Genomic DNA, 21960 nt, shown 5'->3' on the forward strand with positions numbered 1-21960 from the left:
GAAAAAACCGGGCCGGGCCCGGTTTTTTTATTTCACTGCCTGGCCATCCTCTTCGCACTTCTCATCCAGCTCTTCGAGCAACTTTTCCGCCCAGGTGATCCAGGTCTTCTCCGCCTCAATACCCAACAACAGGGTCTGGTGCGCGAGCCAGTAGCGCTCTTGCAGGGCAATATCACTATTTAGTACTCGCTCGTTTTGTTCACTGTAGTTATCCAGAAGTCCCCGGTGAAGCCTTAGTTGCGTATTCAGTGCCGAGCGTAGCTCTTCCTGGCTCAGGTGGTGGCCGGCAAACATACGCACCAAGAAGGGCTCGCGGATCTTTTGCGGCGCCGCTGGCTGGGTCACCCAGTCGCGCAGTTCCATTCGGCCTTTATCAGTGAGGCTGTAGACTTTCTTATCCGGCTTTCCCTCCTGGGGCTGTTCCACGCAATTCAACAGACCTTCAGCGTGTAACTTGTGTAGTTCCCGATACATCTGCTGGTGGCTGGCGCTCCAGAAGTGCGAAACGCTGCGCTCGAAACGGCGCTTTAGGTCATAACCGCTGCCGGGCTCGATATCCAGCAAGGTGAGGACAGCATAGCGCAAGGACATAGGAACTCCGATTAAGCTTATGCAAAGAGTTGCATATTAACTGCTGAATAGCCCTTATAGCCAGGAGGCACCAGGAGCCAATAAGATAATTAGATTAATTTTCTAAAAAAATTTAGGATGTTTATCTCGACAAGTCTTACCAGTCGAGATGTAGGGGCTAGCATTTATGCCAATTGTAGATATAATCGCCGGCTTGCCGCCACCCTGTATCAGGCGGCCAGAAGTCTACGAGGTTTCCAGCTCCATGTCCGCGCCCGCAATCACTCCATCCAGCCCAGACGCCGACACAGAAACGCCCAATGCTCGCCGCTGGGACTTTCTGCTGGATATCTTCGCAATGAACAGCTTCTCCTGGGCTGTGGCAATTCCCATTGAGCTGGTCCTGGCCGGTATGAGCTGGAATGAACACCTGAAAGTGCGACTGATGGCGCTGGTATTCAACACTCTGATAGCACGTCCTTTCAGTGTTTATCGCAGCTGGATTGTGAACAGATTTGGCGGAGGCGGTGTGGTCAATGCCTACCTCGTGGACACCTTCGTATTTCTGAGCTTTCAGTTTCCTCTGTATCTGTGCAATATGCGCCTCGGCGGCGCCAGCTGGGATGAAATCGCCACTGCCAGTATCACGTTTATGCTAATCGCCGGCGCTCTCGGGCGCCCTTATGGGATTTATCTCGACTGGGTGCGCCGAGTATGGATTAATAATGTCAGTTCCCTGTGGAGCAGAAGGGTCTCCTAGGCGAACAATAACACTCGACTGAGCATTACGAGAGAGAGGAAATTCGCTGTGTTGACCTATAACGCCATTGAGAAGAGTTCCATGACCATTGGCATAGTCGCCGGCACCCCCACAGATACCCGCTTTGGTCTCGATTTCCTTGCTGCACGACACTTTCGCGGGCTGGGCCTTTCACTTTCAGCATCGCCACAAGCCCAGACCCAACTGCAAGCCCTGGAGCGCGGTGCCCTCACTCAGCAACTGATCCAAGCCATCAAGCAATTGCACGAAGCAGGTGCTGATGCTGCCATGATCTACTGCAACTCCCTTTCCGGTGCGGTAGATATGCCGGCAGTCAAAGCCGCCTCCCCCATTGAGGTTGTCTCGCCCCTGGAAGTCTACGCCGAACTGACACAGCGCTATCGCAACTTTGGCCTGCTCGCAGCTAACTGCCAGAGTTGCGCCAATATCGAGCGTGAAATCCTCGAGCGCAATAAAACTGCAAAAGTAATTGGCATCGGCAACTTGCAGATTGTCGAGGATATTGAGGACGGTCTCGCCGCGGAAATGATCGTGCAGCAGCATGCCCTCGATGACCTCGTTGCCGCACTGGTAAAAAGCGGCGTGCAAATCCTGATCCTGGGCTGCACCCACTTTGATTATTTCTATCAGGAGCTACTCGCCCACTGCGATGGCATCCGTCTCTTCCTCCCTTCAGAGCGTATGTTACAGCTACTGCAGGAGCGTTTACCCCAGGCCGCCTAATTGCCTCAGGGTGTTATTCACAGGGAATCGCGCCGTTTAGCCTGAGTTGTGAACTCGCCAAACCTCGTACGCGCCCTGTAAAAAAGTCTGTCCTCCCAGCCTTTGTAATAGGCTGCAATTCCTACCTATTAACCCCTACAAAAAAACCGCCAATGCCTGATTGGCGCGATATTACTTGGATAGTAGAGAAAGCAATCATACATGTGACTGTTTTCTCCTCCTGCATAGGGCCTTCATCCAAAAAATATCTCTTGTACCCTGTGCAATATTGCAGTATCAAACGGTCTGAAGTATTCGGGAGTATCTATAGAAACCCACCGTAAAAAACAGAATGCGGACTGCAGGATTTAGTCCGCCCCAACAAAAAATGGTTACAAGGATGATAAAGACCATATCTTCTGGGAGGGTACCCTCTCGTCGTGTTTCTTTACACGCCCTGCTGATCGGCTCAATAGTATGTGGCTCTGTGTTTATCTCCAGTATCGCACAGGCTTACGAGCTGCCCACTCTCGATCAACAGCTGCCAATTATCTGGCTCGTCTTAACGGTCATTGCGTTTTTGATAGTTTGTGCTTTTGCATTGAATAGACAGTTGAGTCTAAGCAAATTAAAACGGGAAACTGACCGACGCATTGATAGTCTGGGCGCGGAAAATACCAGTCTGTTTCAGCAAGTGCACAGCCGCAATAGCGAATTTAATGCTATGGGAAAGCAACTGGAAGAAACTCGCGAAAGCCTGGAACTTTTACGACAAGAAAAATCTGATCTACTCACTATCGCCCGTCACCAGTTACACCATCCACTAGATACTTTACTCGGCACCCTTAATTTACTGGCACGTAGTGAAGACAATAACATCAAGGCCCTGGTGGAAATCGGCAAGCGCCAACTTAATGCGGTACTTAAATCCCTGGATGACCTTCGCCAGGTTGGAAAAGTGGAAATGGTGGAACTGAAGTTGCCAAAGGAAGTTATTGGAAATAACGGTACTCGCCTTTCAGTGTTATTAGTAGAAAATAATAAACACGAATCCCTCCAGTCAGTCCTGGAATCCATGGGACACCATGTGCAACGGGAATGTAATGGTATTGACGGCAGTAGTGCCGCGCTGCAAAAAACATTTGATTTGATTCTCACGGACACTCATCTACCACTAATGGATGGTGTTGAAGCAGTACGTGAAATTCGCCGTGAACGCGGCGCTGAACTCCCAATTTTTGCCCTGCTGCAAAATACTAATACTGGAGACAAAGAGCGCTACCAGGCCCGCGGTTTTACCGGGGTGCTTACTCACCCTGTCGCCGACCGCCAAATAATGCAATTAATGAGCTGGGCCGGGCGACGCAGCCAGGACGCCAATATTCAACAAAAACCGCGGCCAGCAAAACTTCTCAATACCAACACTTTGTTTCGCCAACGGGACACTCTCGATCACCTGACTTTCGCCGAACTCCTAAGTGATCGCAGTGCCACCTTGCCCAAACGGATAACCACCCTGACCAGTGCCCTGACTGGACGCCACTGGCGGGATGCGGAAAAACAGGCACAAAATATATCCAGAGCAGCATCAGAGGTTGGGCTCGACAGTGTCGCCGCACGCCTGCGCAGCCTCGCAGCCAATCTATCGATCGACAGCGAGCGGGAGCACTGCAGGCAACAGCGCACGGAGCTGCTGCAACTTATGCGTGAATCCGTTCGCCAACTAAAAGCCTGGCGTGAACGCAATGTACACACAGAGTGGGCCTTGAAATAAAAGGGGTAGCTCCATATCGTCAAAGGCGGCAACCACATCCGATTGTCGCAAATAACTGCCATTCCAACTCACCTAAGTTGAATTGAATCGCTCAGGCCACACTATATTTTACTGAACCCTTAAGAGAATAAAGTTATGTCTGAGCAGTACCCCGTGCGGTCCCAGGAAGCCCGAGAGCAAAGCGGACGCGACCTGGCCATCATGGTTTATTTAATCCAGGCCATCAGCCTGTTTACTGCTGTTCCAATGTTTATTGGTGTGCTGATCAACTACTTTAAACGCAGCGATGTGCGCGGCACCCTGGCAGAATCCCATTTTCGCTGGCAGATTCGTACCTTCTGGTTCTGGCTGCTGTGGACCATCGTAGGCATCTGCACCGTATGGATTTTTGGCCTTGGCTATATCGTTCTCGCCATTAACTGGATCTGGGTTTTCTACCGTGTCATCCGCGGCTGGCTGGTACTCGTAGATCGTCGCCCAGCCTACTGACTTTGCAAAAGTTAATAAATTCAAAATATGCGTTTTACCTGCGCAACATATTGCGCAGGTTTTACATTCTCTTTAATTTTTGTAAGCCTTCCTAAAGCCAATATTTTCCTTTTAATCACTACTGCTAAGAACACACACCCAGTGACAAAAGAAACAAAGATTCTGCTCGATTATTCGAAGTAAAATGTTTTTGCCTCTCTAAATTCACTAATTCCACTAGAAAAAGCCTCCTCCCCCAATTTGTGTAAATTTATGACAAATAACTACCAACCAGCTATTAATTAGTTGAATACTTACTAATTTAAATTTCTTATTGTTCGGATTATTCGCCCTGATTTTCAATATGGCTAGAAGTCCAATCCCCCAGCAGGTGAAATTATGCGAAGATAATCGCCTCGTTGCCTTTGCTAGGGAGAATAGGATTCGTGAGTCAGGATCAAAATACCCCACTGAGGGAAGATGTGCGTCTGCTTGGCGAGGAGCTGGGTTCGGTATTGCTTGAGCAGGCTGGCGAGCAGCTATTCGATACCGTCGAAACGATACGCCAGGCCGCTGTAGAGAGCCGCAGCACTGGAGAGATGCAGGTAGATCGCCTGCGTCATCTACTTGACCCCCTCGATGATGAGACCCTGCTCGAGGTAGCGCGCGCCTTTAGCCAATTCCTGAACTTGGCGAATATTGCTGAGCAACGCCATCGCGAACGCCTGCACCGGCAGCACCAGCGCTTCTCCGGCGACCCAGACACCGATCGCGGCCTACGCCAGGTGCTGGAGGAGCTGAAACGGGCCAAGATACCCTCGGATGAAATTCACAAGGTTTTGCAGAACCTGTCAGTAGAGCTGGTCCTTACCGCCCACCCTACAGAGGTTACCCGCCGCACCTTGATCCGCAAGTACGACCGAGTTGCTGACCTGCTCGCTAAGCTGGACCGGCCAGACCTCACTGTAGAGGAAAGCCAGGAGCTACGGCGACATTTACATGAACAGATTCTCTCTGCCTGGAACACCGATGAAATTCGGCGCGAAAGACCGACACCGGTCGACGAGGCCAGGTGGGGCTTCGCCACTATCGAACAATCCCTGTGGCAGGCAGTTCCCCAAAGCATGCGCGCCATTGAGAAAGAGCTTGATCTGGCGGAGTTACCGCCTCTGCCGGAAGACTGGGTGCCTATCCGCTTTGCCTCCTGGATGGGGGGCGATCGCGATGGCAACCCCAATGTCACTGCCTCGGTAACCCGTAGGGTGTTGCTACTTGCGCGCTGGATGGCTGCCGATCTCTACTTGCGGGATGTGGAAAATCTGCTTGCAGACTTATCGATGCACAAAGCCAGCGAAGAGTTATTAGCGCATACCGGACCCAGCCACGAGCCTTATCGCCTGGTGCTGCGCCAGATCCGCAACCGTTTGCGCAACACTCGCGCGCAGATAGAAGCGTGCATCAATAACCAACCGAAGCCCAAGGGCGAAACCTTCACCAGCGGACAACTGTCCGAACAACTGCGCCTAATCGACCGCTCCCTCCGCTCGATGGGCCTCTCCGCAATTGCCGATGCCCAGCTTAAAGATACCCTGCGCCGTCTCAATTGTTTCGGCATTACCTTGCTACGTCTCGACATTCGCCAGGAATCCACTCGCCATGCAGATGCTCTCGATGCCATCACTCGCTATCTCGGTATTGGCAACTACGCCACCTGGGATGAGAAGCGCAAACTGGAGTTCCTACTGGCAGAGCTGGACAACCGCCGGCCATTGATCAACGCAGATTTTTACCAAACAGATTTCTGCGATGAAGATGTGCGCGAAGTGCTGGAAACTTGCAAGGTAGTCGCTGAGCAGGGCACCGAAGGTCTCGGTGCCTATGTGATTTCCATGGCGAAAAAATCCTCCGATGTCCTGGCGGTAATGCTGCTGCAAAAAATTGCCGGCGTTCAACAACCAATGCGCGTAGTACCACTGTTTGAAACCCTCGACGATCTGAACAATGCTGCTACCACCATGAGCACCTTGCTCAATATTTCCCAATACAAGCAACGTGTGCTGGATGGCCAGGAGGTAATGATTGGTTATTCAGATTCCGCCAAGGATGCCGGCTTCCTCGGTGCCGCCTGGGCGCAATTTCGCACCCAGGAAGCACTCACCGATATCTTTCGCAACCACGGTATTCCACTGACTTTATTCCATGGTCGCGGAGGCTCCATTTCCCGTGGCGGTTCCCCCACGCGGATGGCTCTGCTCTCTCAGCCGCCAGGTTCTGTTGCCGGCCGCATCCGGGTTACCGAGCAGGGAGAAATGATCCGCTTTAAATACGGCCGTCCGGCAGTTGCTGCCTATAACCTGGAGCAGTACGTGGCTGCAACACTTGAGGCCACCCTAATGCCACCCGCGCAACCACGACCTGAGTGGCGCAACCAAATGGAGCGCCTTACGGATATCTCTGTCGATAGCTACCGGGAGGTTGTTCGCGACGACCCCGCGCTGGTCGCTTACTTACGCACCGTCACTCCCGAAACGGAGTTGAGCCGGCTCGCTCTGGGAAGCCGCCCTGCAAGACGAAAGCCCGGTGGCGGCGTGGAAACATTGCGTGCCATTCCCTGGGTATTCGCATGGACCCAGATTCGCTTAATGTTACCCGCTTGGCTGGGTACCGGTACCGCCTTGGAGCAGGCCTTAAAGCACGCTGACGAGGCCGATACTCTGCGCGAAATGAACCACCAGTGGCCCTTTTTCCAAGGCGTGGTGGATATGCTGGAAATGGTATTGGCCAAGTCCGATACACGGGTCGCCTCCTGGTATGAGGAGCGACTGACCGACGATCAGGAATTGATTGCCCTTGGTGAGAACCTCCGAGAGCGCCTCAGCCACACAGTGAGTGCACTGCAGCGGCTCACCGGGCGGGAAAGTCTGTTGGATAATAATCCGGTAATGCGTTGGTCGATACGCGTACGTGACCCCTATACAGATCCACTTCACTTGCTCCAGGCAGAGCTGATGGCGCGTTTGCGGGAGAGGGAGGCCGACACGGTATTGGAAAGTGCCTTAATGGTTACCATCGCCGGAATTGCAGCCGGTATGCGCAATACTGGTTGAGGGTAGTGGGAAACCTGTTCCAAGATAAGTGCAGCACAGCTGTGTGATCAAATCGAGGCCACTCGATAGTATGCGGGGAGCGGACGGGCCGCTCCCCTATTTAGTTCCGATCAAAACCGCCCGGTAAGCGCCATGATAAATAGGTCCGGTGGCAAATCCTGGCCATTCACTTCCAACCGTCCCCGTTTTACTTCAAGGTGCATTTGCAGCTCACCATCTTTTTCCAGTAGCAGCCCATATTCTCGTAACATCATTGCTTGAGCTACTAATGGTGACTGCAATAGGGCTGACTCCGCCGCGCTCAATGTCATGGTGCCCACCAGTGGTTTCAACCATTGATTCAGTGGGCTGCCCCCACGGTGACGAGGTGGACGTTGTAACCCTTTCCAGTCAATATCCGCATCCACTAACACCGGACCATTATGTGACTCCACTACCAGTTGCTGTTGAAGACGCAAAGGTGGGCGCATCTCACGGGCCCAGTTGCGCTCAGGATTGGGCAACAACACACGCAGGTAGTGGCCCAAGTCTGCAGCGGTGATTTCGGGCAAGGTCATCTGTTGACGAGCGGAGATGATCGGAGTTGCAGACTCTACACTGGGCAACTGCAAATCACTTACAATTTTTAAAGTCTGTGCAGCAAGCATTTCCAAATCCAGGTCGAGAGTAATATTTCGCAGTTGTACAGGTCCCGAATCAGACTCAGCACGTAACAACGATAATTGCAGCTGCGCCTTACCACCGCGCCCGGGCTCTACTTGAAACTCACCCTTGAGGGGCTCAGTAAATAATACCTCCACCCCGTCCCGTATCTGTCGCAGGCTACCCAAATCAATAACGCCATCTAACATGGCTCCGCTATAATCCGTTTTTACTGTGATTTCACCGCCATCAAATTCCAGCTGGCCATAGGTACCGGTATTTTTGAAGGGCTCAAAACGCAGTGTGTTCAGTACGCGGTTATCAGCTGTTACAAGAGTTTCCAGCACCAATGGGCTATCCTGTAAACGGCCATATATGCCCTCAAGCCGTGCGCGCAATTCAGGGGTTAACTGCTCCAATTCCAAGCGTGTTTCACTATAGATAACCCCTAATCTCGGCCCTTGGGAAGTAAACAGTACAGGGCCATGGTGAATTTCAGTATGCAGCTCGGTAGTACCATTTTGCAGTCCAACCTCAGTATTAGTCTCAGCACCAAACCAGCCACGCTGGTAACTCGTGGAATTACCCCCTTGTAACCTACCGACCTGCTGTTTCCAGACCTCCTCCACCTTGGGGCCAATGAAACCCGGCGCCGCAAGGGCGGAAATCACCAATAAGACAAGCACAATAAGCAGGAGCCAACGTAATAGTTTCATAGGGATTGATCTAACAACAGGATTTACGCCGATGTTAGCAGATTATGCAGAAACTAGTACGATCGAAATACCAAGATAGAAACCAGCGAGGTTTATAGTTGCTACTCTTTAGAACCACTCTAAAAATAAACCACTGGGCATAGCGCCTTATCCACTTTGGCAACCATTATCTAGAGAAGCCAAGAAAACCAAGATATAGAGTAAGGGAGTTCTGCTTAAGAAATTAAAAATTATTCTTCTTTTTGAAGGGCAGAACAATTCTCACAATTTAAAGTAAAAGAGGCCATTCTCCTATAGCACCATAGTGATCGGCTTTGCCGTTTCCCATGTACGACTCGATGAAACGTTTTCCTTTATTGGCAATTTATCAATCAAAAAATCCGAAAAAAGAAAGATAGCCATTGACTCAGTTGAGGAGCGTGGCTATTTTTTTCCCTATCCTACAACCAGATTTCACCAGGAAAAATTCCAGAATTTATCTTTCCACCCAATAAGCCTGCCTTCTTTCGCGAACACCTGCAGGGAGTACTTCCCTCCAATATAGAATTTATTACATAAAAATTTCGATCGAAGAAGCAATCTGCAAAATCGGTATGGCACAGATCAAGTAGCCAAAAATGTTGAATAGTGATAAATCTGCGTTATTGTTAAACGATCATTGTCTCTCTTTAACGGGGATATGGAGGTACATTTCGGCTGTCGGGCTGGCAACCTGATACCTGGGCGGATAGAGCTCAAAGTCTGGTTTCTCGATATAGTCATAATTAGACTTTGGCAGCCAGCTCCCCCAGATATACTTCAATGTCTGCTCCAGGGTGGTAATAGATCCGCGGTGAACAAATTTTGCATATAGCTGCTCCGGTAGTTCCCGCGCCACCATTCCCTCGGGTACCTGAGTCAGGTCGGCAACCGGCGCACAGCAGACATACTTAAACTGAATTTCATCACCCGCTTCCTCATAACACTCATAGATGCCAAACGATTCATCGTTGATACGATTGGGGATTTTATCCCTGTAAGGTCGAAATGCAGACCAGAGCTTTGGCAAGCTGAGATTTTCATGATCGTATTCCTGCGCTATCCCCACCAATTGCATCGCTGGGCGCGAAATAATTTGTGGCTCCATGGACAGCTCATTTTTCAAGAAGTGCAGCATATGGGGGCTAAATTGATCTTTATATAGCAACCGGAAAGGGTCCTGCTGCTTTCGATACTGCGCCGGGGTTACATTAAATAAAGCTTTAAACGCGCGAGTAAACGCTTCTTGGGAATCAAATTGGCACTCCATGGCAAGCTCAAGAATACCAATATCTTCACTCAACAACCTCTTTGCAGCGACGGTCAATCGGCGCTTACGCAAATACTCTTTCGGTGAGTCCCCCACTAATGCCTTAAAAATACGGCTGAAGTGGTAGGTGGAGTAATGAGAGGCAGCGGCAATTTCGTGAACAGAAATTTTGTCGTATAGATGCTGCTCTACGAAGTTGATACTTTTAAAAAATCGCTGCATGAGAGGCTCCTTTACTGCCTATTTACGTTGGGACGGTGAGATTTTTGAGGAATACCTTCCCGGTTTAGCATGCCTTTAAATCAAATTCGTTCACTAGTGATAAAAAAGCGTAAATGGGCAAATGCCTTGTCCCTCAAAGGAATAATCGCCTGGTAGGCTGGATCATTGAAGAATGCATAGATCGCCTCCCGATCCGGAAAAGATACCACAACAAATGCCTTTGGTGACCGACCTCCGTCCAGGGCTTCTTCCACATCATAAGAGGCGATAGGCACCCCCCCATACTGTTGCATTAATTGCGGAGCCAAACCTATATACTGCTGAAGAGCCTGCGATTCCTGTAGGTTTGGTGAAGACTCTATATGTAAAAATACTGGTAACAAAGCAATAACCTCTTAAGCATAAAAAATTTTAAGTTGCTTGACTAAGAGCTTCTAATGACTAACTTTGAGAGGCCACTCGCCTATGCCAAAAAACCAGAAGTGGAACTATCGCAAGCTCAATAATCGTAGGCGGTAAGACCTGGTCATCCACCAATCCAAATTCCAGAATATTGCTTAAGCGACCCAGACCGCCAATGAAGAGGGATAAAGCCACGAAGTAAAACAATGCTTTATGTTTTTCGATATTGCTCAGGAAATACAGTAGAACCAACCCCTGGGCAAAGAAAACACCAAAGGCAAATCGATATTGATTATCCCCAAATCCTCTCAAGGGGCTATCCGGGCCGAAAAGCATAGCACCACCACTCAGGGCAGCACTGCCATTCAGCCCCCCAAATGCACTGATCCCGCCAGGAACAAAACAGATCACTGCCAGTGCTACCACTAACAATTGGAAAATTTTTCTTTCTATAGAACTCGCCTGATTCACAGTGTCACCTTAGTTTGCCGTATTTGAAGAGATGACCTAATCATATTGGTCGGTAAGGCCCAATTTTTGATATTTCTTGCGGTCTTGGTATCCCATGAGGACAGCAAGAAATATCAAAACCCGAGGCGCTTAACCGCTTATCTTTCCCTCCAACAGCCGGGTATATCCATATCCGGGTACCAGTTCCCAATATCCACAGAGACAGAAAGATGATTAAGAGTGTTTTGATTACCGGAGCGAATGCAGGCTTAGGCAGGGAGTGCGCCAAGCAACTGGCGGAGTACCAGCAGATTAACAAGATCTATCTCGGGTGCCGCAATCTGCAGAGAGTCAAAGAAGCCCAGGCCGAGCTGATGTCGGAAACAGGCAGGAATATCTTCGAAGTATTGCTGATCGATGTCGCAGATCAACAATCCGTGAAAGAGGCGGTTCAAACCTTAGACTCCCCAATTGATGCACTGGTTATGAATGCTGGCGGCACTGGAGGTAAAGAGTTTTATAAGAAAACCCCTGAGGGAGTCACACAAATTTTCGCCGTCAACCTGCTCGGGCATGCACTACTGACTAACGAGTTGCTGAAAGCCAATAAATTAACCCAGACTGCTATCTACGCCGGCTCCGAGGCCGCTCGCGGTGTAAAAGAGATGGGTATGAAGCGACCAGAGCTGAAAAGCGCCTCTGTGGAGGAATTTATGCAGATCTGTGAAGGAGAGCTCTATGCCAGCACCAAAGACGCTACGGTACCCTATGGTCCGATAAAGTATATGGGCGCCCTATGGATGTCTTCCATGGCACGGGAATTCCCCCATATCCGCTTCGTAACCATGAGTCCGGGGGCTACTGTAGGCACAGAGGGCTTCAATACACTGTCGTTATTCAAGCAATATATGATGAAGGGCATGATGCGGATTATGCTGCTATTGGGCAAAGCCCACAAAGTCGAAATAGGCGCCAAGCGCTATATCGATGCCCTGCTGGATACAGCATCCTTCCGCACAGGTATTTTTTACGGCAGTGAACGCGGATTGACAGGACCTCTAGGTGAACAGCGGAAGCTTTTCCCGGACCTGGACAACCCTACCTATCAGGACAATGCCAAAACGGCGATCAATCGCTTTATCTAGTGAAGGGTCGCATCAGGTAAGGGCCCTGTGCGCCTTTGTCTGCACTTAAGGTCTCTCCGATCTGACAGTACTCCCTTACCTATACTTGGCTGTTAAATACGAACCACCATGAGCAGCCAATGCTTCGGATATTCTTCTGCCTATTGTTATCACTTCCTATTTCCCTAATTGCTAGCGAGGAAAAAATTTCCGTCGTCAAGGCACCTCCCCTGACCCTCCTGGATCCAACAACTGTGGATAAATTCGTTAACGAGCTGCCAATACCTGTAGAGATCCGACCCAAGAGCTCAGCTCCACTCAAACTGCCAGCAAGGCCCACCCAGGTTTGGATGGGGCTACGGGATAAGGAAGGCAAACGTTTAATGACAAAGGCCTGGGGTTTTGAGTATGCAGGTCGCATCCACTCTCCCGGCCCTACTATTCGCGCCCGGGAAGGCCAACCGGTATTTGTACACTGGGCCAATGAGCTACGGGGGCCGCATCTATTTCCGGTGGATCGATCCATTCACCTCGCCGATGTAAAAGATCCCAAAGCTGTACCCATGGTTATTCATCTTCACGGCGGGCATACAGAATGGAAAAGTGACGGCAATCCCCTCGCTTGGTACACACGAAATTATCACGAGACGGGCCCGTTATTTGAAAAAAAGATTTACGAATACGACAACTCCCAGGATGCCACCACTATCTGGTATCACGATCACACCCTGGGAATGACCCGACTTAATGTTTATGCAGGATTATTCGGTTTTTACTTGGTCGGCGACGACAATGAAGATCGCCTGATACAGGAAAAACTACTTCCCACAGAAGAGCGTACCTTGGTTGCCGCTATTACAGACAGCCTGTTTAGCTCAGATGGGCAGCTCTATTTTCCTGGTTGGAGGGACCAGCCTCCATCACCGGTTTCCCACAAGGCAGTGAAGGCCAATTGGCCCAACCCTTCTCACCTGGACGAATTTTTTGGCAATTTTATGTTGGTAAACGGCATGGCTTGGCCCAAAGTCAACGTCACACCACACGTTTATCGACTGCGATTTCTCAATGCGTCCGATACACGCACACTGATACTCAGGATCGACGAAGGTACCCCCTTTGTGCAGGTCGGCAGCGACGGTGGCTTTCTCGATCTCCCTGTGCAACTTAACGAGCTGGTATTGGCGCCCGCAGAGCGAGCAGATGTTTTAGTGGATTTCAGTGGTTATGAAGGACACAAACTGACACTGCGAAATTTTGGACCGGATATCCCTTTTAAGGGATTTGTAGAGGCCAATGATCCAAAGAGTTCAATTCCACTGGTATACAACCCTGATGGTAAACGTGTATTAAGTGATGGGCGCGGTGGCACCACACCAGCTACCGACCCCGATACCACTGGCCAAGTTTTGCAATTCCATATTGCTTCGGCACCTGCAAAAGCCTCTCCCGATAAACAGAAAGCAGCGGTCAAAGATATGATTGGAGGTTTAAAGCTAACCTTGAATACTCCCCTGCGCCCTCCACTTAATAGGCTTAGTCAAGCGAACTATACACGACAGCTTGCCACCTACCGCCTGGACGACCCCTATGGCCGTAATCTGCTGATGTTAGGTCCAGTAAAAGAAGGCTCCCTATTTTTCGAGGACCCTACCACGGAAATTATCCAGCACAACGCCGTAGAGATCTGGGAGATATACAACCCTACAGTATCGGCTCATCCAATCCATATTCATCTGGTGGAATTCCAAGTGCTGGATCGTCAGCCTTTTAAAGGCAAACTTATCCCCAAGCCGCAGAAATTTATGCATACCGATAAGGTATTTCAGGGGGCACGACTGGAAGTAACATCTCTACAGGGGAAACCCCTTCCACCACAACCAGAAGAAAGCGGCCCTAAAGATACGGTCATTGCCCTTCCCGGCCAAGTAACACGGGTAATAGCTCGCTTTGACCGTGAGGGCCTCTATGTATGGCACTGTCATCTACTCTCTCATGAAGATTACGATATGATGCGACCGTTTAAGGTATTGGCGCCTAAACCGGAAAATAATCACTAAACAGATAACCTTTAATCTCAACTCAAGACCGGAGTATTGATTGGCTATCATTATTCAACAACTCAAATTTAATAAGACAATAAGAAAACAAGAAGCAAATACAGCAATTTCTAGCTATAAGCTTAAAACAACCAACCAACAAAAACTTACTGAAATAGAAACAAAAAAGCTTACCACCTGCGACAATTAACCCTATATAGAAAACCAAAAAACCCAGGTTAAAAATTATTATCCACACCTACTCTTTCCTTTTTTAGGCGCAGCACGGGAGCTTCTAGTAATAACTATCACTTGCAAATATGGCGGTTAATTCCAATTAAACGAGGGGTACAAAATAATAATAAATCGATTTCAATCTTTCTTAATTAACCATAAAATGGCCGGGCTAAAAATTGACAGATGATTTTCATTACACTTTAAGTGAGTTAAGAGTTTTTAATTATATTATGAAAATGAAAAATTTATTCTCCGGACTACTTCTAGCGCTACTAGCCAGCACCAGTTTTGCATCAAGTACAATTGAGCCTAATAAAACTATCGAAGGCATTACTACCTATAAATACTATGCAGTTATTAAATTCTCACCAAATGCTAGCGGCAACGAATTAGGGGAAGGCTGCCCATCAGCTTCCAGCAACCATGTAGTCATAGAATTCGACCGCAATGATGGAACAAATAATAATGACACGAAAGAGCAATTCTCATCACTTTTGTCTGCATATTTTGCAAAATCTAATACTGTAGGTTTTGGAGTAGAGGATTGCAGGGAAGGTAACGGAAATAATTACCCACTAATTTATCGGGTAAATATCTGATCTTCGCTAATAAGTGAATCCATAGTATCTGGGCGGTGTTCCAACCGCCCTAGAAATTTCTCAGCAAGGCACCAAAGCCTTAGCCACACGGGAGTTAGTCTCCCGCCCCAGCTGTTCAGAAATAAAGTTCCCAGCCTCTGCCAGCAACTGTAAATCCACGCCGGTTTCAATACCCATGCCATTGAGCATATAGAGTACATCCTCACTGGCAACATTACCGGAAGCGCCACGGGCATAGGGGCAGCCGCCCAGGCCGGCTACGGCGGAATCTACTACTGCGACACCCATTTGTAAGGCCGCGTAGATATTGGCCAAGGCCTGGCCGTAGGTATCGTGGAAATGCACCGCAAGTTTTTCCACAGGCACGCGGGTCATTACCTGCTCCAGCATACGCTTGGCGGATTCCGGGGTGCCGACACCGATGGTGTCGCCGAGGGAAATTTCGTAGCAACCCATTTCCAATAGAGCGGCACTAACTTCTGCCACTTTGGCCGGATCAATATCGCCTTCATAGGGGCAACCAAGTACGCAGGATACGTATCCGCGCACGGGTATACCGTCTTGCTTCGCTTTTTCCACCAGTGGACGGAAGCGCTCAAGACTCTCAGCAATACTGCAATTAATATTTTTCTGGGTGAAGGCTTCTGAGGCCGCGCCGAATACGGCGACCTCATCCGCTTTGGCTTCCACTGCACGCTCATAGCCTTTTAAGTTTGGCGTGAGCGCGCTGTAGATAACTCCGTCTTTGCGCTGGATACCCGCCAGCACTTCCTCGCTGGCGGCCATTTGCGGTACCCACTTGGGGCTGACAAAACTGCCGGCTTCAATAACCGACAGCCCACTGGCACTGAGCTTGTCCACCAGAGCGATACGGGTCTCCACAGAGATAGGCTGCTTTTCATTTTGCAGCCCATCGCGGGGGCCCACTTCGACGATTTTGACCTGTTTGGGCAAAGTCATTATTGCTCCTCCCCGGCAAAATCCACCAGCAGACTACCGCCATCCACTAATTCACCTTCGGCACAGAAGAACTGCTGCACGGTGCCGGCGGCTGGAGCCCGCAGGGTGTGTTCCATTTTCATGGCTTCCATTACCAGTAGCGGCTGGTCTTTTTCCACCGTAGAGCCGGGCTCAACCAGCAGCGAAATTATGGTGCCGTTCATGGGGGCATCGAGGCCGTGGGCCTGGTCATTGCTCTCACCGATATCCGGTGGCAACAGCTTGAATTCCACCTGGGTGCCATCGATAAATACAGCACCGCCATCGCGGGTATCCACGGCGGAGAAACTCATGCGGCGGCCATCCACCAACATCAAGTCACGTCCCGGGAGCAGGCGAATCTCACCGCTGTTTTGTTCCTCAGGCAAGGCATCGCAAGTCCAGCGCAGGCTATCGCCCTCCGCAACAAAGCGAATTTGAGCGTGCTGGCCACGGTAGTCCACCGTCTGGGTGCGACTGCCAGCCAGAGCATTGCGCCAGTTATCGCCATTGTGCCAAGGAGAGAAAGGATCCCGCTGGGGTGCGCTATTGCGCAGATCGCGCTCTTCACGCTGCTGCAAATAGCCGGCAATAGCAGCACATTTCAGCCGCGTCAGTGTCTGCTCCTGGTGCAGTACTTCCGCCTCGTAGTCCTCGATAAAGTGCGTCGAAATACAACCGCTGGCAAATGCCTGGTGATTGATCACTCGGCGCAGGAATTCGATATTGTGGCGCACACCGGCAATCTGATAATCACGCAGTGCGCGATCCAATTTGGCCAGGGCTTCTTTGCGGGTGCGGCCGTGGCAGATCAATTTGGCGATCATCGGGTCGTAATGCACGCTGATTTCATCGCCAGTCTGCACACCGGTATCCACCCGCACACCCTCGCCTTCCGCCGGGGGCTGGTGGCGCACCAACACGCCCGTTGCCGGCAGGAAATCATTGTCCGGGTCTTCGGCATAGATGCGCACTTCCATGGCGTGGCCGTTGATCTGCAGCTCATCCTGGCCCATGGGCAGGGTATCGCCAGCGGCAACTGACAGCTGCCAGGCCACCAGATCCTGGCCGGTGATCATTTCTGTCACCGGGTGCTCCACCTGCAGGCGGGTATTCATTTCCATAAAGTAGAAGGCACCGCTGGCATCCAGCAGGAATTCCACCGTGCCGGCACCCACGTAACCAATCGCGTGGGCCGCGCGCAGGGCCGCTTCACCCATGCGGGCGCGCAGCTCCGGAGTCATGCCCGGTGCGGGAGCTTCTTCCACTACTTTTTGGTGGCGGCGCTGCACCGAGCAATCCCGTTCAAACAGGTAGACGCCATTGCCCTGCTGATCACAGAACACCTGGATTTCCACATGGCGGGGACTCACCACATAGCGCTCCAGCAGCATGATGTCGTCGCCAAAGGCATTCATGGCCTCACGCTTGGCAGCGGCCAGAGCTTCGTGGAATTCATCGGCACTGTCGACACGGCGCATGCCCTTACCACCGCCGCCGGCAGCAGCTTTCAGCAATACCGGGTAACCGATGCGATTGGCATGGCCTTCCAACAGCTCTTCATTTTGATTGGTGCCATGGTAACCGGGCACCAGGGGCACATTGGCCTCTTCCATAATACGCTTGGCTGCGGACTTGGAGCCCATCGCCTCAATCGCGCCGGTGGGCGGGCCGACAAAAATAATGCCGGCGCTATCGCAGGCGCGGCAAAACTCGGCGTTTTCCGACAGGAAGCCATAACCCGGATGGATGGCATCGGCACCAGTCTGCTTGGCAGCACCTAATACTTTGTCGATATCCAGATACGAATCCCTGGCCGGGGCCGGACCCAGGTGCACCGCTTCGTCCGCCATCTGCACATGCAGAGCGTCGGCATCCGCATCGGAATAAACGGCGACAGTGGCCACCCCCAGGCGGCGGGCGGTCTTGATAATGCGACAGGCAATTTCGCCGCGATTAGCTATTAACAGTTTGCGAATCATAAAATTACCCTTCGCTACCATTCATCCAACTGGGCGCGCGCTTTTCCAAAAACGCACTCAACCCTTCCTGCCCTTCCGGCGATACACGCACGGCAGCAATCAGTGCGCTGGTCTGCCCTTGCAACTCATTATTAATAACCCGGTTGGACATGGACATGGCCAGCTGTTTGGCCATTGCAACTGCCTTGGGGCCATTGTCGGCAATGGCATTCACTAATTTCTGCACATGCAGGTCCAGGTCGCCCTCGGCGCAGACTTCAGATACCAAACCGATCTGTTCCGCGCGCTCGGCGGAGAAACGCTCCGCTGTGACAAAATAACGGCGAGCGTGGCGGGTGCCGATCGCATTGATGACATAGGGACTGATGGTGGCGGGCAACAACCCGATTTTGACCTCGGACAAACAGAAGCTGGCGCGCTCAGAGGCCACGGCCATATCGCAGCAGCTCACCAGGCCCACGGCCCCGCCAAAAGCGGCGCCCTGTACTCGCGCAATGGTGGGAGCTGGGAAAGTGTCGAGCTTGTACAGCATGGCGGCGAGCGCAGCGGCGTCTCGGCGGTTTTCCTCTTCTGAGTAGGTCGCCATGCGCTTCATCCAGTTGAGGTCGGCTCCGGCAGAAAAGCTCTTGCCATTGGAAGCCAGTACCAACACACGTACAGCGGGTTTTTGCGCCAGGGTGTCAAAGGTGGTGGCCAGCTCGTGGATCAGTTCATCATCAAAAGCGTTGTGGATTTCCGGCCGGTTCAGGGTGACCGTGGCCACGCCCTCGCTATCCACTTCGCACAGCAATTTATCGCTCATTGTTATTCCTCGATTGGGGCGTCTCTCAAAAGCGGCACCGGAACATTTCATTGGCGCCGCAACCACGGTTCCTTACATGCGGAACACGCCGAACCTGGTCTCTTCCGGTTCCTTGTGGCTGGCCGCCGCCAGGCACAGACCGAGCACGCGGCGGGTATCCGCCGGATCGATAACGCCGTCATCCCACAAGCGCGCGGAGGCGTAGTAGGGGTGCCCCTGGTGTTCGTAGTTATCCACAATCGGCTGCTTAAACTGGCGCTCTTCCTCTTCGCTCCAGGATTCACCCCGGGCGGCCATCTGGTCGCGCTTCACCTGGGCCAATACGCCAGCAGCCTGTTCACCCCCCATAACCGAGATGCGCGCATTGGGCCACATAAACAGGAAGTTGGGATCGTAGGCGCGGCCACACATACCGTAGTTACCGGCGCCGAAAGAGCCGCCGATGAGGATGGTAATTTTGGGCACCTTGGCGGTAGCGACAGCGGTCACCATCTTGGCGCCGTGTTTGGCGATGCCGCCCGCCTCGTACTGTTTGCCCACCATGAAACCAGTGATATTTTGCAGGAAAACCAATGGAATCTTGCGCTGCGCACACAGCTCAATAAAGTGCGCGCCCTTCTGAGCACTCTCCGCAAACAGGATGCCGTTGTTGGCAACAATTCCCACCGGATAGCCCTGGATACGGGCAAAACCAGTTACCAGAGTGGTGCCGTACAACGCTTTAAATTCATCGAACTCCGATCCGTCCACAACCCGCGCGATAATCTCGCGCACGTCAAAAGGCTGACGCGATTCTTTGGGCACCACACCGTAAATATCTTCCGGTGGATAAATCGGCTCCACTGGCTTTTGGATATCCAGGCCGGGATTTTTGATGCGATTCAGGCGCGCTACAGAGCGCCGCGCCAACTGCAGCGCATGTACGTCGTTATTGGCGTAGTGATCAGAAACCCCGGAAGTGCGACAGTGCACCTCGGCACCGCCGAGTTCCTCGGCAGAAACTTCTTCTCCGGTGGCCGCTTTTACCAAAGGCGGGCCCGCCAGGAAGATAGTAGCCTGCTCTTTCACCATAATGGATTCGTCTGCCATGGCCGGCACATAGGCACCACCGGCGGTGCAGCTACCCATAACCACCGCAATCTGCGGAATATTCTGTGCAGAGAGATTGGCCTGGTTAAAGAAGATGCGACCGAAGTGCTCACGGTCTGGGAAAACGTCGTCCTGGCGCGGCAAATTGGCACCACCGGAATCCACCAGGTAAATACACGGCAGGTTGTTCTGTTCGGCGATGGTCTGCGCGCGCAGGTGTTTTTTTACTGTGAGGGGATAATAGGTTCCACCTTTTACAGTGGCATCGTTGGCCACTATCACACAGGGCTGACCGGAGACGGTGCCGATGCCGGTAATAATGCCCGCGGCCGGAACATCCTCACCGTAAACCTCGTGAGCGGCCAGCTGGGAAAATTCCATAAAAGGGCTCCCCGGATCGAGCAGTGCGTCGATACGGTCCCGTGGCAATAATTTTCCTCGCGCCAGGTGTTTTTCCCTTGCGCGCTCGCCGCCGCCCTGGGCGATGGCTTCCACTTTCTCGCGCAGGTCTGCCACCAGCGCCTGCATTTGCTCGCGGTTTTCGCCAAAGGCGGCATCGCGCGTGTTTATTTTGCTCTGCAACTGATTCATAAAGTCCGATTCACTTTCCCGGAGAAAAGACCTCCACAGGGCGCAGCTTATTGCCGCAGTGCCCGGCTGGAGACAGCTGCCGCCGACAGGCGCCGGCGGCGAGAAGAAATGCCCAGCCTTAGCGGGTCTCTTTAAACAGCTCGCGACCAATCAGCATACGGCGCACTTCAGAAGTGCCCGCGCCGATCTCGTAGAGCTTGGCATCGCGCAGCAGACGACCGGTAGCGTACTCGTTGATGTAGCCATTGCCGCCCAAAGTCTGGATAGCCTGCAGGGCCATCTGGGTTGCGCGCTCTGCAGTAAACAGGATTACAGCGGCGGCGTCCTTGCGCGAGTCCTCACCGCGATCACAAGCCCGGGCCACAGCGTACAGGTAAGAGCGGCTGGCATTCAGGTCAGCGTACATATCGGCGATCTTGCCCTGCATCAGCTGGAACTCACCGATGGCCTTGCCGAACTGCTTGCGCTCGTGAATATAGGGAACCACCACATCCAGGCAGGCCTGCATAATGCCGACAGGGCCTCCGGAGAGAATGGTGCGCTCATAGTCGAGACCGCTCATCAAAACACGCACACCGCCGTTCAGTTCACCGAGGATATTTTCTTCCGGCACTTCACAGTCTTCGAACACCAGCTCACAGGTGTTGGAACCGCGCATGCCCAGCTTGTCGAGCTTTTGCGCCTGGGAGAAGCCGGCGAAACCGCGCTCAACGATAAACGCAGTAATACCGCCGGAGCTGATACCCGGCTCAGTGCGCGCGTAGATCACATAGGTATCGGCATCGGGACCGTTGGTGATCCACATTTTATTGCCGTTCAAAATAAAGCGATCACCGCGCTTCTCAGCGCGCAGTTGCAGACTTACCACGTCGGAACCGGAGTTGGGTTCACTCATGGCCAAGGCGCCCACATGTTCACCGGAACACAGCTTGGGCAGGTACTTGAGCTTCTGCTCGCGGGTACCATTTTTACGAATCTGGTTTACACACAGGTTGGAGTGGGCACCGTAGGACAAGCCCACAGAAGCGGAGGCGCGGGAGATTTCTTCCATGGCCACGGCGTGTGCCAGGTAACCCATATTGGAACCGCCGAACTCCTCTTCCACGGTCATACCCAGAAGGCCCAACTCACCGAATTTTTTCCACATATCGGCGGGGAACAGGTTGTCTTCGTCGATCTGTGCCGCGCGCGGGGCCAGCTCCGCCTGGCAGAACTTGTAAACCATGTCACGGAGCATATCGATCTCTTCACCGAGACCGAAATTCAGAGTTGGGTAGGAGGTATTCATAATGACTCCACGTTAAATTTGCGAGTTTTAATTAAATTGGCCGCGCCTGCGACTGCCGTTACATCAGGCGCCCCCGTAAAACCTCTGGAGGTCACCGGCAATCGCACACTTG

At 51.9% G+C, this 21960-nt stretch carries 19 protein-coding genes; 9 read left to right on the forward strand and 10 right to left on the reverse strand.

All coding sequences use genetic code 11. The annotated features are described in order from the left end of the window. Positions 1 to 27 precede the first annotated feature (27 nt). Complete coding sequence (locus tag ACJJIP_RS18935) at positions 28 to 591, reverse strand: PadR family transcriptional regulator (protein ID WP_020411572.1); 564 nt, start codon at positions 589 to 591, stop codon at positions 28 to 30. A gap of 166 nt (positions 592 to 757) precedes the next feature. On the opposite strand from ACJJIP_RS18935, the gene alaE reads away from it, so the two are divergent. The 5 genes from alaE (at position 758) to ppc (ending at position 7402) form a co-directional block, all read left to right on the forward strand. Beyond that, on the forward strand, positions 758 to 1330 hold the full coding sequence (alaE, locus tag ACJJIP_RS18940; RefSeq protein WP_353377095.1) for an L-alanine exporter AlaE: 573 nt from the start codon (positions 758 to 760) through the stop codon (positions 1328 to 1330). A 48-nt stretch (positions 1331 to 1378) separates the two neighbouring features. Then, entirely contained in the window at positions 1379 to 2074 is a 696-nt protein-coding gene (locus ACJJIP_RS18945; RefSeq protein ID WP_444945790.1) for an aspartate/glutamate racemase family protein, read from the forward strand. A gap of 379 nt (positions 2075 to 2453) precedes the next feature. After that, positions 2454 to 3827, forward strand: a complete 1374-nt coding sequence (locus ACJJIP_RS18950; RefSeq protein WP_282951816.1) for a response regulator — start codon at positions 2454 to 2456, stop codon at positions 3825 to 3827. Between the two features lie 135 nt (positions 3828 to 3962). Continuing rightward, the gene (locus ACJJIP_RS18955; RefSeq protein ID WP_282951817.1) at positions 3963 to 4316 is read left to right on the forward strand and encodes a DUF4870 family protein; all 354 of its coding nucleotides are present in this window, start codon (positions 3963 to 3965) and stop codon (positions 4314 to 4316) included. 425 nt (positions 4317 to 4741) lie between these two features. After that, positions 4742 to 7402 carry a phosphoenolpyruvate carboxylase gene (gene ppc, locus ACJJIP_RS18960; protein WP_444945791.1) on the forward strand — a complete coding sequence of 887 codons (2661 nt, stop codon included), beginning with the start codon at positions 4742 to 4744 and terminating at the stop codon, positions 7400 to 7402. 110 nt (positions 7403 to 7512) lie between these two features. On the opposite strand, the gene ACJJIP_RS18965 is transcribed toward ppc, so the two are convergent. From ACJJIP_RS18965 to ACJJIP_RS18980, 4 genes are all read right to left on the reverse strand, one after another. Next, positions 7513 to 8760 carry a DUF945 family protein gene (locus tag ACJJIP_RS18965; protein WP_444945792.1) on the reverse strand — a complete coding sequence of 416 codons (1248 nt, stop codon included), beginning with the start codon at positions 8758 to 8760 and terminating at the stop codon, positions 7513 to 7515. Between the two features lie 655 nt (positions 8761 to 9415). Further along, positions 9416 to 10270 (reverse strand): AraC family transcriptional regulator, encoded by an 855-nt coding sequence (locus ACJJIP_RS18970; RefSeq protein WP_020411579.1) that lies wholly within the window; start codon positions 10268 to 10270, stop codon positions 9416 to 9418. Positions 10271 to 10350: 80 nt separating this feature from the next. Continuing rightward, the gene (locus tag ACJJIP_RS18975) at positions 10351 to 10653 is read right to left on the reverse strand and encodes a DUF1330 domain-containing protein (protein WP_020411580.1); all 303 of its coding nucleotides are present in this window, start codon (positions 10651 to 10653) and stop codon (positions 10351 to 10353) included. A 58-nt stretch (positions 10654 to 10711) separates the two neighbouring features. Further along, a complete protein-coding gene (locus tag ACJJIP_RS18980; RefSeq protein ID WP_353377098.1) occupies positions 10712 to 11143 on the reverse strand; it encodes a DUF4345 domain-containing protein in 432 nt (143 codons plus the stop codon). A 209-nt stretch (positions 11144 to 11352) separates the two neighbouring features. On the opposite strand from ACJJIP_RS18980, the gene ACJJIP_RS18985 reads away from it, so the two are divergent. From ACJJIP_RS18985 to ACJJIP_RS19000, 4 genes are all read left to right on the forward strand, one after another. Then, positions 11353 to 12267, forward strand: a complete 915-nt coding sequence (locus ACJJIP_RS18985; RefSeq protein ID WP_444945793.1) for an SDR family NAD(P)-dependent oxidoreductase — start codon at positions 11353 to 11355, stop codon at positions 12265 to 12267. Positions 12268 to 12386: 119 nt separating this feature from the next. Beyond that, the gene (locus ACJJIP_RS18990) at positions 12387 to 14303 is read left to right on the forward strand and encodes a multicopper oxidase family protein (RefSeq protein ID WP_444945794.1); all 1917 of its coding nucleotides are present in this window, start codon (positions 12387 to 12389) and stop codon (positions 14301 to 14303) included. A 40-nt stretch (positions 14304 to 14343) separates the two neighbouring features. Continuing rightward, entirely contained in the window at positions 14344 to 14493 is a 150-nt protein-coding gene (locus ACJJIP_RS18995) for a hypothetical protein (RefSeq protein WP_444945795.1), read from the forward strand. Between the two features lie 202 nt (positions 14494 to 14695). Then, complete coding sequence (locus tag ACJJIP_RS19000; protein WP_353377101.1) at positions 14696 to 15118, forward strand: hypothetical protein; 423 nt, start codon at positions 14696 to 14698, stop codon at positions 15116 to 15118. A 60-nt stretch (positions 15119 to 15178) separates the two neighbouring features. Here the strand turns inward: ACJJIP_RS19000 and ACJJIP_RS19005 are convergent, their stop codons facing one another. The 5 genes from ACJJIP_RS19005 to ACJJIP_RS19025 form a co-directional block, all read right to left on the reverse strand. Continuing rightward, entirely contained in the window at positions 15179 to 16078 is a 900-nt protein-coding gene (locus ACJJIP_RS19005) for a hydroxymethylglutaryl-CoA lyase (protein WP_444938240.1), read from the reverse strand. Then, positions 16078 to 18078, reverse strand: coding sequence for an acetyl/propionyl/methylcrotonyl-CoA carboxylase subunit alpha (locus tag ACJJIP_RS19010; RefSeq protein WP_444945796.1), 2001 nt, complete (start codon positions 18076 to 18078; stop codon positions 16078 to 16080). The genes ACJJIP_RS19005 and ACJJIP_RS19010 overlap by 1 nt, the downstream gene beginning before the upstream one ends. 4 nt (positions 18079 to 18082) lie before the next feature. Beyond that, entirely contained in the window at positions 18083 to 18880 is a 798-nt protein-coding gene (locus tag ACJJIP_RS19015; RefSeq protein WP_444946938.1) for an enoyl-CoA hydratase/isomerase family protein, read from the reverse strand. Between the two features lie 72 nt (positions 18881 to 18952). Then, on the reverse strand, positions 18953 to 20560 hold the full coding sequence (locus tag ACJJIP_RS19020; RefSeq protein WP_020411588.1) for a carboxyl transferase domain-containing protein: 1608 nt from the start codon (positions 20558 to 20560) through the stop codon (positions 18953 to 18955). Positions 20561 to 20678: 118 nt separating this feature from the next. Next, complete coding sequence (locus ACJJIP_RS19025) at positions 20679 to 21848, reverse strand: isovaleryl-CoA dehydrogenase (protein ID WP_353377102.1); 1170 nt, start codon at positions 21846 to 21848, stop codon at positions 20679 to 20681. Positions 21849 to 21960: the final 112 nt, after the last annotated feature.

The sequence above is a fragment of the Microbulbifer variabilis genome (assembly GCF_052467165.1).